Source organism: Nitrospira sp. (assembly GCA_016788885.1).
In the GTDB taxonomy this organism is placed as follows: domain Bacteria; phylum Nitrospirota; class Nitrospiria; order Nitrospirales; family Nitrospiraceae; genus Nitrospira_A.
The window spans coordinates 148,385-164,077 of sequence record JAEURX010000075.1; the positions used below are offsets into that span (position 1 = coordinate 148,385).

A 15,693-nucleotide genomic window follows, 5' to 3' on the forward strand; every position below is an offset into this window, starting at 1 on the left:
GATGCTCGCGCGCTCACAGCACAGCTGGGCTCCCCTCTTCGCAGCGATCCTGACCATCGCGCTCTGGAATGTCGCCTTAGCGGAACAGACTCCGGGGATCTTCCAGGACGCGCGATCCCTTCCAGTCAGCAATGACCTGGAACTGCTCAAGGAAGAGGAAACCGTAAGTATCGCGTCGCGATACGAGCAACCCATTTCACAAGCGCCGTCGAACGTGTACGTCGTCACCGACGAGGACATTCGACAGTCAGGAGCGACCGATCTTCCCACCGTGCTCCGCCGTATCCCTGGGCTGGAAGTCATGCAGATGACCGGAGCCGATTTCAATGTCAGCGCGCGGGGAGACAATCAACCGTTCGCGAACAAGATGCTGATCATGGTCGACGGACGTTCGATCTATCTCGATGTGCAGGGAAACGAGTTTTGGAAATCCCTCCCGGTCACGCTCCCCGAGATTAAGCGGATCGAAGTGCTCAAGGGGCCCGCATCCGCCATGTATGGATTTAATGCCTTCGACGGGGTGATCAACATCATCACCAAGTCACCCGAAGAAATGAAGGGGACCACCCTGCAATTCGGCGGAGGGGAACAAGGAACCATCAGCAGCGCAGCCGTCCAGGCGGGAACCATCGGAAAGTTCGGCTATCGATTGGCGATCGGCCGCGACCAGTCGCAACAATGGCGGGATCGGGACGCCCTGGGATTCCGCTCTCACAAATTCAACGCACAGACGGAATATGCGGTCTCATCCAACGGCAAACTCATTCTTTCCGGAGGAGTGACGGAAACCAACCGCTACGACGGGCAGGTCGGCGAAGTGACCAGCAATTCTACCCGCCCTTCTTTCAGCTATGCCAACGCCATCTACGAAGAGGGTGCCTTTCTGATTCGAGCATGGTGGTCCGGGTATACGGACCATGCCACCATCAATCCACTCCCCCAATTGGCCAACATTCTCAGCGTGACAGATCGAAACGGCGTGTCGACGAATCCGTTTTCCGGCAACACGTACAATGTGGATGTGCAACATGCGTTCACCCTTGGTTCGACGAATCACCTGCTCTATGGCGCGAATTACCGGCACAATTCGCTTTCCAGTCCGACAATCGATCAATTCAGTCGCGAAAACCGGTTAGGCCTGTTTCTTCAGGATGAATGGCGGGCAACTGCGGCCATCACGATCGTTGCAGGCCTTCGCTACGATCTGCATACGCAGATCAACGGCACATGGAGCCCACGCCTAGCCATTCTGTATCAACCGGTCGAAGGACATACCTTCCATCTCTCGGGCTCTGCCGCCTATCGGCCACCGACGCTGTTTGAGTCTCATCAAGACCAGCGAGTCACCACGACCATCCCCACCGGACTCCCGTTTCCTTCGTCGATCTCTTCGACCGTTCCGGTAACCGGCGCGACCGGGCTCGCCCCGGAACAGATCTCCTCCTACGAGGCCGGATACCAAGGCTGGTACTGGAAACATCGCCTCCGCATCCGCGCCGATCTCTTCTATAACCATATCTCCGACCTCATCGGCAGCCGGCCCCTCGCCAACGGCGCCTCCGCATTCGTCAACGATCCGGGGGCAGCCGATATTTACGGAGGCGAAGCCGGCATCGAGTTCCTGGCGAGTCGTTGGCTGAGCGGATTCGCGAACTATGCCTATGAGGAAATCGGGCAGTCGTTCAGCGGCACGGTCAGACGTGGCGCCCCCCGATCAAAAGTCAGCGCCGGAGTCAGAACGGAATGGGAAAACGGACTCAGCGGAGAAATCAGCTACTACTACGTCGGAGCCGCCACCTATCCGATCGCACAGAGCTTTACGCTCCTGGCAAATATTCCCACGACCGGAGTCACGACACCGGGTGATCGTGTCGGCAGCTACAACCTGCTCAACCTGCGTGCTGGGTACCGGTTCTGGCAACAAAAGGCGGCTGCAGGCTATATGCGCGACGCCGAGGTGGCGGTTTCGGTCTTCAACGCACTCAATGATGAGCACAAGGAACACCCGCTGGGAGATCTCATCGGCCGGCGGGTCATGGGTTGGTTAACCCTTCGATTTTAATCACTGGCTCGATGAGATTCAGGAGGATGTGATGGCACCGGCAACACTCACTCATTCCATCCTCGTCGTCGACGACGATCCGGACATTGCACTCGGGTTGCAAGATTTGCTCGATCATGACGGGTACCAGGTGAACGTCGCCATGACCTGTGCGGACGCGCTGGCACAAGCCGGTGCCCATCAGTACAACGCCGTACTGCTGGACCTGGGGTTGCCCGACGGAGACGGCTCCTCGGTCCTGCTCACGTTACACGAACAACAACCGCAGCTTCCCGTCATCATTCTGACCGCGTATACCAGCACCGACCGCACGGTCGGCTCGCTGACCCAGGGAGCTTTCGCGTACCTCACCAAGCCGTACAATCGTGATGAACTCCGTGCTGTCTTGCAACGGGCAGTCGGAGTTCAAGCCCTGGCTGCCAAAGTCGAACATGCCGAGCATGCCCTGCACGAGAGCGAGGCGCGATTTCAATCGCTGGTCGAAGCCGCAACTGACTCCATTGTGCTGGCCGATCACCAAGGGCATATCCTTTCGTGGAATCGCGCCGCCGCACATCTCTTCGGATACACGGACGATGAGGTCCGCGGACAATCTCTCAGCATGTTGATGCCGGCCCGGTATCGCGCCGCCCACGAGCGTGGCCTGGCGCGGGTCAGAGAGACGGGACAAGCCCGTCTCATCGGGCGTCTCGTCGAACTGGAAGGATTACGCAAGGACGGCACGGAGTTTCCGCTCGAGCTTTCGCTGGCCATGTGGAACACGGACGAGGCCATCTTCTACAGCGGTATCATTCGTGACATTACCCAACGCCGTCGGGCGGAAGACATTCTCGATCGCCTCCGCCATCTGCACGAAGTCATCCTCACGCAAGCAGGGGAAGGCATCTACGGTCTGGACGAGGCAGGTAGAACGACGTTCATTAACCCGACGGCCGCCCAATTGCTCGGCTACGAACCCTCCGAACTGATCGATCAACCGATGCATGTGCTGTTGCATCACTCGCACCCTGACGGCCGTCCCTACCCGCTCAACCACTGTCCGATTTACGCAGCCCTTCGTGACGGGCTCGTGCACCGGGTCTCTACCGATGTGTTCTGGCGCAAAGACGGCAGCCCCATGCCGGTGGAATATGTCAGTACCCCGATCGTCGAAAAGGGCCGCATGGCCGGTGCGGTGGTGGTCTTCCGCGATATTTCTGAGCGGAAAGAAGCCGAGCGCGCCGTCGAGGAAAGCCAGGAACGGTTCCGGCAACTCGCGGAACATATTCGAGAGGTGTTCTGGATCACCAATCCGGAGAAATCGCGTGTGATCTACATCAGTCCCGGGTATGAAGAAATCTGGGGGCGCAGCTGCGACAGTCTCTACGCCCATCCGACATCCTGGCTCGATGCACTTCATCCCGAGGATCGCCCACGCATCCAAGAGGCGGCCATGAACCGGCAGACCTTGGATGTGTATGACGAAGAGTATCGCATCCTTCGCCCGGATGGCTCCCTGCGCTGGATCTGGGATCGGGCGTATCCGATCCGGGATGCATCTGGCCAGGCATACCGTATCGTGGGGATCGCGGAAGATATCACCGAGTCCAAACGCGTCGAAGCGGAACTGATCGACAGCGAGCGACGCTATCGAGCGCTGTTCGACGATAATCCCACCATGTATTTCATGGTGGATGCCGACGGAATCGTGCTGTCCGTGAATCGCTTCGGCGCGGACCGTCTCGGGTACGACCCACAGGAGTTGATCGGGTCCTCCGTCGTGGCCGTCTTCCACCCGGCTGATCAGGACGCCGTCCGCCGGAACCTTGCATCCTGTCTCTCAGACATGGGACAGCCCAAGCGCTGGGAACTGCGCAAAGTCCGGAAGGACGGAGACGTGATCTGGGTGCGGGAAACCGCACAGGCCGTGCGCAACGAACACCAGATCCCGGTGGTGCTCATCGTGTGCGAAGACATCAGCGCCATGAAAGAGGCTGAGATGGCCCTTCATGACAGCGAGGAGCTGAAAAATCAGATCCTGCGCAGCAGCGCCGACTGCATCAAGGTTCTGGATCTGGACGGGCGGTTACAATACATGAACGACGCGGGACAGGAACTCCTGCAAATCGAACATGTTGCGGCATACACCGGCAAGCCCTGGTCGGAGTTTTGGGAGGGGGACGACCGCGATGCCGCCATGGCGGCGCTCGAAGCGGCCAGGTCCGGTGATATCGGGAAATTCGTCGGGTTCTGCCCCACCACCAACGGGCAGCCGAAGTGGTGGGATGTACAGGTGACCCCCATGGTTGATACCCAGGGGTATTCCCGGCGTCTCCTGGCTATTTCGCGCGATATTACGGCCTACAAGCAGGCTCAAGAATCGCTGCACGCCAGCGAGGAACGGTTGGAACATGTTATTCGCGGCTCGCACGATGGGTTCTGGGATGGCCACGTACTTCCCGGTCATCCGTGGCACTCGCCGATCACCCCTGTCTGGTGGTCCCCGCGCGTGCGAGAAATGTTGGGGTACACAGAAGAGGAATTTCCCGACATTCTCGACAGCTGGATCTCCCGATTGCATCCCGACGACCGTGAAGGCGTCTTCCAGCGGCTGAATGCCTGCATGGAACAGGGCGTGTCCCACTATGATGTCGAATACCGGCTGCTCAACAAGCAGCAGGAGTACCAATGGTTCCACGCGCGAGCCGAGGTCGTTCAGCGAGATGCGCAAGGACGCGCCATCCGCATGGCCGGCGCATTACAAGACATCACCGACCGCAAACGAACCGAGGCCAGCCTGTTTCTCAGCGAAGAACGGCTACGCATGGCGCTCGCCGCCTCGGATCTCGGCATTTGGGATTGGGATGTCCCCTCGAACCGTCTTTATTGGTCGGATGGCGTCGAGGCGCTGTTCGGACTGTCCCCCGGTTCGTTTGCCGGCACCTACCCTGCGTATATCGGCCTGATTTACTTATTGGATCGCGGTTCCACTCTGACCCGCATCGAACTCAGCCTGCGCGACCACACGTCCATCACCATCCGGCATCGCGTGGTGTGGCCTGATGGCACGATACATTGGTTGGCATGGACGGGGCGCATCTACAGAAATGCCGACGGAGCGGCCACGCGCGTGCTCGGCATTATTCACGACACGAAGGGGCCCACCAACGACTAGACGGGAGACACTCGGCACCCCACGTGTGGCCGGCTGATTCGATGAGGATGCAGACTGTGACGTTCGCACGCCGACAGGTACGCTGTGCACGACCCTCCGCCTGGGAGCGGCGACTCGCATTCCATCACATCCTGGGCATGCTCGTGTGGCTGCTGTTCGGAACGTCCTTCGCCTCCGCAACTGAGATCATCATCCTCAAGTCCTCGGATATCGCCGCGTATAATCAAGCCATCAACGGATTCAAAGCCGCCCTCCCAAGCGGAATGATCCTATCCGAGTTCGATCTGCAGGGAGACCTGGAGAAGGGACGAAAGCTCGCACGAAAGATCCGCGCCTCTGATCCGGCTCTCGTGTTCGCCGTAGGCCTGAAAGCAGCAAAGGCCGCTCAGTTGGAGATCGTCGACATCCCGGTGGTCTACTCCATGGTCCTGGACCCGGCGAAATACGGGCTCACGACCCCGAACATGACCGGGATTCTTCTGGAGGTTCCTGTTGAGCGGCAACTGGCCATGATTCGTACTCTATTGCCCAACCTCAAGCATATCGGCACCCTCTACGACCCGACGAAAACCACCTCGCTCATCGACGAAGCCAGACGCCTGTTGAAACCCAACGGGATGGAATTGATTCCGCTTCAGATCAACAATGAACGGGATGTCCCCGGAGGCCTGCGAGCATTACTGCCCTCGGTCGACGCCCTCTGGCTCGTCCCTGACTCCACGGTCCTGAACGACGAATCGCTCCGCTTTATCCTCAATACGGCGCTGGAAGAGCGGGTCCCGGTCATCGGATTTTCGAGAGAATTCGCGCGAAGCGGAGCCCTCTTGTGCCTCTCCGTCAATTACGGCGACATCGGGAGACAAGCCGGCCAACTCAGCCGCAAACTCCTGGACGGCCAACTGTCACTTCCCATGAAACCCTGGCACCCTGAACGCATCGAAACCAGCTTGAATCTCAAGACGGCCAAATTCCTCGGCATCGAGATCTCTCGAGAGCTTGAGCAAAAGGCCGACGAGCTGTATTGATGAAAGGACCCCTCGTGAACACGCCTACGCTGCCCCCCATCGCCCCCCCGTATCTCCCGAGCGGTCCAGGACGCTTTATCAGCCTCCGAACCAAGTTCGTCGTGTTTTTCAGTTTGATTCTCGTGCTCACGTGCGCCGGCATGAGCTGGTATTTCATTCACAGCAAACGACTCGCCATGACCGAGCAGGTACGCAACCTTGGTGTCATCCTGGTCAAAAATCTCGCCCACAACGTCCGCTACGGCATCATCATCGAGGAACGAGTGATGCTTGAGCAATTCATTGCCGGCGTCCTAGGTGTGGAGGAAGTGGTCTATGTCCGGATCACCGGTGCCGACGGCCAAGTACTCGCCGAAAAGAGCAAAGGAACATTGACGAGTCCGCTTGGGGCCTTGCGTTCATCGGAACGCCCCTTCTACCCAAGCCCTGACACGGCGACGTCACTCATCCGGGCCCCCGGTTCCGAGCCCACCGTCACACACCTTCGCCTCACCGCCACTGGAACCGTCCGCTTGCAAGAAGACCATTCGACGTTGCTCGTGTCCACCTCCGGGCTACAAGAGGAGACGTTTTATGATTTTGCCCTTCCGGTGTTGAGACGGTCGGAGCCTCGCCTCGAATCGCTGGCGCTGCAGGCAGAGGAGACCCACGGCACACGTGCCGCCCAGACTACGCCGCAAGCGTTCGGCGTAGTCCAAGTCGGACTAACCGAAGTCCCGATGCAACGGGAACTCGCACAGGCCTTGCGAGCGTTTTTCCTCCTCACCTTGGGCATCATCACCACCGGCATTCTCTGCACGAACCTTCTCGCCCGCCGCATCATCACTCCGTTGCGCAATCTGGCCGCCGGTGCACGGAACGTCGGAGAGGGAGACCTCTCCACCTTCGTAGTTCCCACGACGCAGGACGAGGTCGGCCAGCTCACCGCACTGTTTAATCTCATGACGAAATCGCTGCAGGAACGCGATCACGCCATCTCCACGAACCTCGACACCATTCGTCGCCACATGGCGCAACTGACCACCTTGAACCAATCCAGTGCGGCGATCACCTCGACGCTGGACCTAGACCGGCTCCTGTCCACCGTCCTCCAATTGCTCAGCGAGAACTTGGGGTTCGCTCGAATGGTGCTGTTCCTCTGGGACAGTGAACGGGGCGTTGCAACGGTGGGGCAAATGCTCGGCATGCCTCCCGAAATCGAACACGCTGCGCGCCGTCTGACTATCCCGGTCCACCCCGACGGTGGCGTGGCAGCCGACCTGCTGATTCATGGGAAACCTGTACTGATCCCAAATGTGGACGACGTCGCTGACCGCATTTCCCCTGCAGTACTCCCGATGCTGCGACAGGTGGGCATCTTCTCGTTTGTTGCCGCGCCCCTCCGCAGTCAGCAACGGATCTTGGGATACTTGGGAGCCGACCGAGGAAGCGTCCCCTGCAGCAATGAGGACCTGGAGCTCTTGATGACGATTGCGAGTCACGTGGCGGTGGCGGTGGACAATGCACGAGCCTATACCGAACTGGCGACCCTCACCGAGCATCTCGAACGGCGTGTCCAGGAACGCACGCACGAACTACAAACGGTGAACGAACGACTGCAGGAACACGATCAGCGACGGTCAAAATTCGTGTCGGTCGCCTCGCACGAATTACGCACGCCAATGACCTCCATCAAGGGATTTGTGGAGAACATGCTTGACGGGCTGACGGGACAACTTTCCGAACGACAAGCGCACTATCTGCAACGGGTCAAACACAATGTGGATCGATTGACCAGGATCATCAATCAACTACTGGACTGGTCTCGACTCGATGTCGGCCGCGTCGACATCAAACCCGAACCGCTGGCGATCGATGCGTTTGTCCGCGATGTCGTCGAAAGCTTTCAGACACTCGCGGCCGAAAAGTCCATCACCTTGGAGGTCCTACCAGGTACGGATGCGCTCACGGTACGAGCCGACCGCGACAAGCTGGAGCAGGTGCTGTGGAATCTCGTCGGCAATGCCATCAAGTTCACACCCCAGTCAGGCCGCGTCACCGTGCAATGCGGAACCTATGACGAGCATTTTGCCCAGATCATCGTGGCGGATACGGGTTGCGGCATTGCGGCAGACGAGTTACCCCTCGTCTTCAACGAGTTCTCAAAAGTGGAATCGGCGATGCCCGCCTCGCAAGGGGCGCAACTTGGGCTGTTCATTACCAAGAGTCTGGTCACGCTGCACGGTGGACAGATGTGGGTGGACAGTCAACTAGGCGTCGGAACCCGATTCCATGTCACCCTTCCTCTCGAAACCACGCCGACTACGTAACTGTCGGCGCATTCCTACTGCTGAGCTGCGGAGCGTCATGCTTCGCTGTATCCGATTCGATAATGGCCGCATTGTTTTGAGCAGACATTGCCGACAGTCCGCACCAGCTCCATCTGCACGCCCTACCGAAAACCCACAGAATCAACACATTGCTTATGCGTGGCACCGACGCGCGCACCGCATGTGCGGCACAGGTATTGCGCCATGCGGTTTCATGGCGAATACGTTTCACAAGCCAGCGTGGCCCCATCGTGCACACCGCCATTCTCATTGTCGATGATGATCCGGATATCCGAGAATCTCTCGGAGACATGCTGCTTCACGAAGGCTACATCGTGGAGAGCGCGGCCTCCGGAGAAGAGGCGTTGCACCAGGCGAACCAGAAACGTTTCCAGGCCGCGATCTTAGACATTCAGCTGCCCGATCTGAACGGACTCTCCGTCCTCAAAGTGCTGACGGAATTAGATGCGTCTCTTCCCGTCATTGTGCTGACCGGGAACGTCACCGCGGAAAACACCATCGGGTCGCTCGCCAAAGGCGCATTCGCCTACCTCACCAAACCATACAACTCCCTGGAACTCAAAACCGTCCTTCGTCGAGCCGTCTCGATCAAAGGGCTTGCGGTTCGAGCCGAACATGTCGAGCAAGCCCTCCTTGCCAGCGAAGAACGATTTCGTACGCTGGTCGAATCGGCCACCGACGCCATTGTGCTCGCCGATCAAGAGGGCCGGATCATGTGGTGGAACGGCGCGGCAGAGCGCATGTTCGGATACAGCAAGCAGGAAGCGCTCGGTTCCCCTCTCACCCTGGTGATGCCGGAACGCTTTCGCTCCAGTCACCAGAACGGCATCACGAGGCTCGCACAGGGCGGATCGCCCGTGCTCATCGGCAAGACCATTGAGTTGGTGGGCATGACCAAAACCGGAGACGAGTTTCCGGTCGAGTTGTCCCTGGCTTCATGGACCACCCACGATGGTGTCTTTTTCAGCGGGATCATCCGCAACATTCGCAGACGCAAACAGGCCGAGGAGGCCGTCGTTCGACTCAGCCATCAGAACGCCTTGATTCTGGACAGCGCCGGCGATGGGATCTTTGGGTTGGATGTGCATGGATGTGCCACGTTCGTCAACGCCACCGCTGCACGCATGTTGGGGTGGAATGCTGCCGAGTTAATCGGTAACGCCCTCGCCCCGCTGGTGTGTGCGACGTCGGGCAATCCCTCCGCTGGCCCCCGGGATCCGTTTTGCCTCCAGGCCGCAGTCCGTGACGGCGCCGTACACCGCATGGAAAACGATACCTTTGCGAGAAAAGACGGCTCGCTGTTTCCGGTTCAATACGTCACCAGCCCCATCCGCGAACAGGAACACCTCGTCGGGGCGGTGGTGGTCTTTCAAGACATCACCATACGAAAGCAATTGGAGAACCTGCACCAGGCCCAACTTTCCATCAGTCATATCCTGGCGCAAGTCGGAACCCTTGAGGAAGCAATCCCGCAATTGCTTCGAGTGACTGGTGAGATGGGGCCCTGGGATATGGCACTCTTCTGGAAAAGAGGCGCAACCGGCGACACCCTCACCTGCCAGGGAACATGGAAGCGGACCTCATCACGGTGGGACGAATTCATCACCCTCTGCCGCAACAGTGCATTTCCTCCTGGCCTGGATTTTCCGGGACTGACCTGGAGCACCAAACTGCCGCTCTGGATTCCTGATGCCTTGAACGACTCGCGCTTCACGCGGGCCCCGACGGCCTCACGACTCGGCATCCGCGGAGCCTGCATCATTCCCATTCGCACCGGCACAACGATCCATGGGGTCATGGAATTGTTTTCCAGTTCGCCCCGCGCGGCAGACCATCAGTTGCTCCAAGTCCTGACCGATAACGGCATGAAGATCGGACAATTTATCGATCGGCAGCAGGCCGGAGCGGCCCTGCGGTCGACTCACCAGATGACACAGAATCTGCTGGCCAGTCTGCCTGGTGCCATTCTTCTTTGCGGACGCGACTTGCACATTCAGTATGCCAATACCTTGGCCCATCGCTATTTTTCCCGAACCGGCGAATCCCTGGTCGGCCACTCGCTTGCCGAATGCCTCACTCTGACCGATGCCACCACCCAGCACCTGGTACGGGAATGGGCGGCCCTGTCGACAGAATCGCTTCGTGAACCTCCTGAGCGTGAATGCGAAGTCGCCCAACGGCTGTATCGATACCGGGTTTTCCCGGTGGCACCTTCGGTGTCGGCTCCCTACCAGATCGGCATGGTGTTGTGGGATATCACCGAGGACAAACACCTGCAGGATCAACTGATTCAGTCCGAGAAACTGACAAGTCTGGGAACCATGGTATCCGGCATGGCCCATGAGATTAACAATCCCGCTCAGGCCATCCTCAGCATGGCTGAATTGATCCAGGAAGAAACCGACCCGAAGATGGTCAGGGAGTTTGCCGCCGATATCGTCGGCTATGCCCGCCACGTGTCCCACGTCGTTCGGGATTTTGCCGGATACGCCCGTTCGACAGGGATGGAGAGCGAAACCGACATCGATGTAGCAGAACGTCTCTTGGAAGCCGTCAAGATGGCTCGGCGAGGGCCTTATTTTGGCGACGTCGACATCGTGACCCGGTTTGGCACGCCCGCATTCCTGCGCGCCCACAAAGCGGAAATCGATCAGGTCTTCATCAACCTGATCAACAATGCGGTACAGGCCATGAACGGGATGGGCTGCTTGACGCTGGGAGCAACCCAGGATGACACATGGGTCGATGTGACCATTGCCGACACCGGTCCCGGCATTCCGGCTGCGGTGCGCCCGCGAATTTTTGATCCGTTTTTCACCACCAAGCCGGCGGGAAAAGGAACAGGGCTCGGTCTCAGCATCGTGCACAAGATCGTGACGCGACATGCAGGCACGATTGCGGTAGACAGCACCGAAGGGCAGGGCACGACGTTTCGCCTGCGTTTTCCCTCTCTGTCGCAATGACGAAAAGGACCCGCAAGCGGTCGAAGAAGCAGGTACGGGAGCGTTACGCGCGGGAACGAGAGGAATAGGCTCGCTTAAAGACCGATCGCAAACCAAAGTAGGCGAAGGAGTCTTTCAAATTGGAATAGAGCCGCTTGAACGCGCCCATATCGGGATTGGTCACATACTCCAGAGTCAGAACAATCCGCTCTTCTTGATGGCCGAGCGGCGTCACAGCGTGCCAGAGCTTGTCGCCGTTGAAGATCACCAGATCGCCGGGCGCCGTGGCCAATTCCATATGTACCGGCTGTTTCCCCGGCACATCTTTGAAAAGATCGCAGACTAGGCGGCATTGTTTCGACTGATCGAGCAATCCCAACAGAATCGTGTAGCGGGCGCCTTTATAGTAGGACGTATCGTAGTGGTACCCGATGTGGTCGCCTGCTTCGGTGTAATAGTACAAGGCGCAGGAATGCGGATCGTTGTCGGGGCAGAGGAGGAGATTGACCTTGGTCAACCGGTTGAGCATAGCCCGGAAGGCGTCAGAGCGATAGAGGACAATGAACTGCGGGGCCTGCTCCCTCACCGCATAATAGCTGACGCTGCCGCCCTTCTTATGTCCCGGAATGTAGTTGCGGTTCAATCCGGATTTAAGCGCCTGCGCCTGTGACGTCAGCTCGGCCTCGACAAACTCACGCGGCAAAAACTGAGGGATGTACAGAAACTCGTTCTGCTCCCAGTAGTCGTGTTCCAACCGGTCGAGATCCAGCGCCGAAATCGCCCGCTCTACCGCTTCGGTCACGCTGCTTGCACAGGCCTGTGTCATACGCCCCTCGCTGAGTCCGGATTCACGCTTCACCAGTCATCACTGTGTCTTGTTTGTTTCTTGGCCTACTGAAAAACCTTTTGTTCGCAGGATGGTCAAAAAGGCCATCCAGCAAGGCCGCAGCGAGCAGAGAATCGAGGCGTACCGTTGTGGTACGTTGAGGTTCTCTGCGATGCGAGAACGAAGCTGGTGGACTTTTTCACCATCCTGCTAGGGTCGGCTTAGCACCGGCGCCCTCACGATTTCTACATCGGCCGGGGCCTTGAAATCAAATAGCTCGTCTTTCAAGCCGCTGTTCGGCTTCAATTCGGAAAACTCAAACGTCGCCACATTGCCGCTGACCTCGTGGAGCGCGATGGTCTTGAGGAAATACGTCTTGGGCTGCACCTCGATGACAATTTTCTGAATCGCCCGCTCCGGTTCGGCACGTCCTTGCTTCGGCGTCAGTGATACCAGGAGAATGCCTCCCGCTCCCCGCTCCTTGTTCGGCATCGGCTCGATGTCGAATTCCTCATCCAACTTAGCCACCCCCTGCAGCAGTTGCAGCGGCGCCTGCGAAGCCGCCATATAGGTCAGCTTGCCGACCAACACCTGCTTATGCTCCGGCACATACATCTTCACATCGTCTTTATTGACGTAGATTTCTTCCGTGGCCGGTTCGATATAATCCCACCGCAACTTGCCGGGCTTCTTGATATAAAAGTGACCGGTCGAAATCACCGGCGTGGAAAATCCTTCGATACGGGTCTTCTGCGTGAACGAGGCCTGCAGGTCCTTGGTCTTTTCGTATCGCGACTGAATATTCTTCACCACGTCCTGCACTTCATGCAGCGCTTGGAGATCGACCGCCGGCTCATCCGGCTTGACCGATTGCGCCGCAGCCGGAATGGCGATCACCAACAACACTGCAACGAGTAGTAGTTCCCGCATCATGCCTCATCTCCACCGACAGACCCTCGACGCCCCAACACTTCCCTGCGTCCGTCACGACCGGCCGCGCCCACCACGCCTTCCGCCTCCATCTGTTCGATCATGCGTGCCGCCCTCGGATACCCCACGCGCAAGCGCCGCTGAATCAACGAGGCGGAGGCTTGGCCCGTCGATAAGACCAAGTCCTTCGCCTGCTCATATACTTCGTCTTTCGCCTGCTCCTCTTCCGCCTCTTCGATTTTGAGCGATTGCAATTCGCGGCAATACGAAGGCAACGCCTGCTTCTTCACGAATTCAACCACGCGCCGCACATCGTCATCCGACACAAACGATCCGTGAATGCGCATCAACTTCCCGGTCCCCGAAGCAAGGTACAGCATGTCTCCGCGGCCAAGCAGCGCCTCCGCGCCGTTGGCATCGAGAATCGTGCGGGAATCGGTTTTGGATGACACCTGAAATGCGATCCGTGCCGGAAAGTTGGCCTTGATGAGACCGGTCAACACATCGACCGACGGCCGTTGGGTTGCGAGCACCAGGTGAATGCCTGAAGCGCGCGCCATTTGAGCGAGGCGGGCGATTTTGTCTTCCACATCTTTCGGGGCCACCATCATAAGATCGGCCAACTCATCGATCATGACCATGATGTATGGCAAGGGCTCAGGCGGGCTCGGCTTGACCGAATCAGTCGGGCCGTTATCCCCGGCCGGCTCTGCATCTTCCCCCTTGGACAGCCGCTCTTCCTCGGAGAGAAACGTCAGTTCCACCTGTTCGGCCTTGCCGGATTGCCAGACGTCGGACACCGCGCCCTGCACCTCGGAAATGCGCCGATTGTAGGCATCGATGCTGCGCACCCCGGCTTCAGCCAGCAGCTTGTACCGCCGTTCCATTTCCTGAACGACCCAGCCCAGCCCGCGCGCTGCAGACTTAGGGTCTGTAATCACGGGGCGCAGCAGGTGTGGGATGCCGTCGTAACTTTGAAACTCGAGCATCTTGGGATCGATGAGGAGCAGCTTCACTTCATCCGGTCTCGCGCTGAACAGAATGCTCAGCAACATCGTATTGAGGCCGACGCTCTTGCCGGCCCCGGTGGCACCAGCGACCAACAGATGCGGCATGGTCTTCAGATCGGCGCAGACCGCGCCGCCGAAAATGTCTTTCCCGAGCGCCAGACTCAATTTGGAACGTGAGCGTGAAAAGGCGTCACTGGTGACAACTTCCTTCATGGACACCATTTCCCGGTGGGGATTCGGCACTTCGATGCCCACGACGGATTTTCCTGGTAAGGGAGCCACGATGCGCAAACTGATGGCCTTGAGCGCCAGAGCCAGATCATCGGCCAGGTTCACAATGCGCGCGACTTTTGTGCCGGGCGCGGGCTCGAATTCATACATGGTGACGACCGGCCCAGGACGCACTTCCGTGACACGCCCGTCGATCGCAAAGCTTTTTAAGGCCTTGGTCAGAATTTCAGACTGCAACTTCAGTTCATCATCACTGAGACGGGCGATAGGACCGGAGGGGTCACTGAGTAATTCCTGCGGGTCAGGCAGGACATAGCCATCTGAAACGGACGGGCTCGTGGCCACCGCTGCAGCCGGTTCGTCATCGGGCGTGGCACGTTTTTCCACTTTCATCGGCGGCTGAATTTTGGGGGGGATCATGGGGACCGCGATCTGTTCAACCGCCTCGGCCACCACCTGCACCTCGCGGTCGAGCTCCGGCTCTTCCGTCTCACGTACCGGCCGCGATACCTTCAGTCGAGCCCGCTTGGGCTGAATGGTCGGCTCTTCCTGCTTTGCCGGCCATTCCGGCACGAGTCCGACCAGGCGTGCACGGACTGCGACCCACCAGTCAGGCACCCGCTGCAGCAAGGCTGTTAAAGATACAGGCACCGTAAACAGGAGAGCCACCATCAGCCCGGTGAGAACCACAATGTGCGCCCCGGTCGTGGCGAAGTACCCGCGTATACCATCGGCCAACACCTGGCCGATGATGCCACCGGCCAATCCGCGATTGACCCATCCGCTGGAAATGGTCGGGACAGCCGTGACTTCCAAATGCAAGAGCGCGCTCAAAAACACCATGGCGACCAGGCCGCTCCCGGCATTTCTGAGTCGCATGGTGAGCGGGATGGGGGTAAAACAGCGCGCGCCGAGGAGTCCGAGCAGAATTGGAAAGAGATAGGCGGCCCCACCGACCAGAAAAAAACATGCGGCCGCCGACAGCGCTCCGACCGACCCGATCATGTTTTTGGGCTGATTGCCGGCAGCTCCGGATGCCGCGATCGATTTGGCGTCGCCGGGAACAAACGACACCAGACTGAGCAGGATCAAGAGACCGACTGCGATCAGGAGAACCCCGATCACTTCGCGCTTCACATGAGAGGAACGGGAAGGGGCTGAGCGGGCGTCACCGCGCTTTGCC

At 58.7% G+C, this 15,693-nt stretch carries 8 protein-coding genes; 5 read left to right on the top strand and 3 right to left on the bottom strand.

The features are described from left to right. The first annotated feature begins 1 nt into the window (after nucleotide 1). The 5 genes from JNL86_18355 to JNL86_18375 all read left to right on the top strand — a co-directional run bounded on the left by JNL86_18355 (nucleotide 2) and on the right by JNL86_18375 (nucleotide 11,534). Nucleotides 2-2,062 (top strand): TonB-dependent receptor, encoded by a 2,061-nt coding sequence (locus JNL86_18355; protein MBL8044877.1) that lies wholly within the window; start codon nucleotides 2-4, stop codon nucleotides 2,060-2,062. A 31-nt stretch (nucleotides 2,063-2,093) separates the two neighbouring features. Next, complete coding sequence (locus tag JNL86_18360; GenBank protein ID MBL8044878.1) at nucleotides 2,094-5,216, top strand: PAS domain S-box protein; 3,123 nt, start codon at nucleotides 2,094-2,096, stop codon at nucleotides 5,214-5,216. Between the two features lie 56 nt (nucleotides 5,217-5,272). Then, entirely contained in the window at nucleotides 5,273-6,241 is a 969-nt protein-coding gene (locus JNL86_18365; protein MBL8044879.1) for an ABC transporter substrate-binding protein, read from the top strand. Continuing rightward, nucleotides 6,241-8,550: a GAF domain-containing protein gene (locus tag JNL86_18370; GenBank protein MBL8044880.1), complete on the top strand. Its 2,310-nt coding sequence runs from the start codon at nucleotides 6,241-6,243 to the stop codon at nucleotides 8,548-8,550. Before JNL86_18365 ends, JNL86_18370 begins: the two co-directional genes overlap by 1 nt. A 251-nt stretch (nucleotides 8,551-8,801) precedes the next feature. After that, nucleotides 8,802-11,534, top strand: coding sequence for a PAS domain S-box protein (locus JNL86_18375; protein MBL8044881.1), 2,733 nt, complete (start codon nucleotides 8,802-8,804; stop codon nucleotides 11,532-11,534). A 43-nt stretch (nucleotides 11,535-11,577) separates the two neighbouring features. Here JNL86_18375 and JNL86_18380 read toward each other — a convergent pair whose 3' ends face one another. The 3 genes from JNL86_18380 to JNL86_18390 all read right to left on the bottom strand — a co-directional run. Further along, entirely contained in the window at nucleotides 11,578-12,339 is a 762-nt protein-coding gene (locus tag JNL86_18380; protein MBL8044882.1) for a 2OG-Fe(II) oxygenase, read from the bottom strand. A gap of 210 nt (nucleotides 12,340-12,549) precedes the next feature. Continuing rightward, nucleotides 12,550-13,272, bottom strand: a complete 723-nt coding sequence (locus JNL86_18385) for an outer membrane lipoprotein carrier protein LolA (protein ID MBL8044883.1) — start codon at nucleotides 13,270-13,272, stop codon at nucleotides 12,550-12,552. Beyond that, nucleotides 13,269-15,693, bottom strand: a 2,425-nt coding sequence (locus JNL86_18390) for a DNA translocase FtsK (GenBank protein ID MBL8044884.1), incomplete at its 5' end; no start/stop codon positions are given. The genes JNL86_18390 and JNL86_18385, both read right to left, overlap by 4 nt.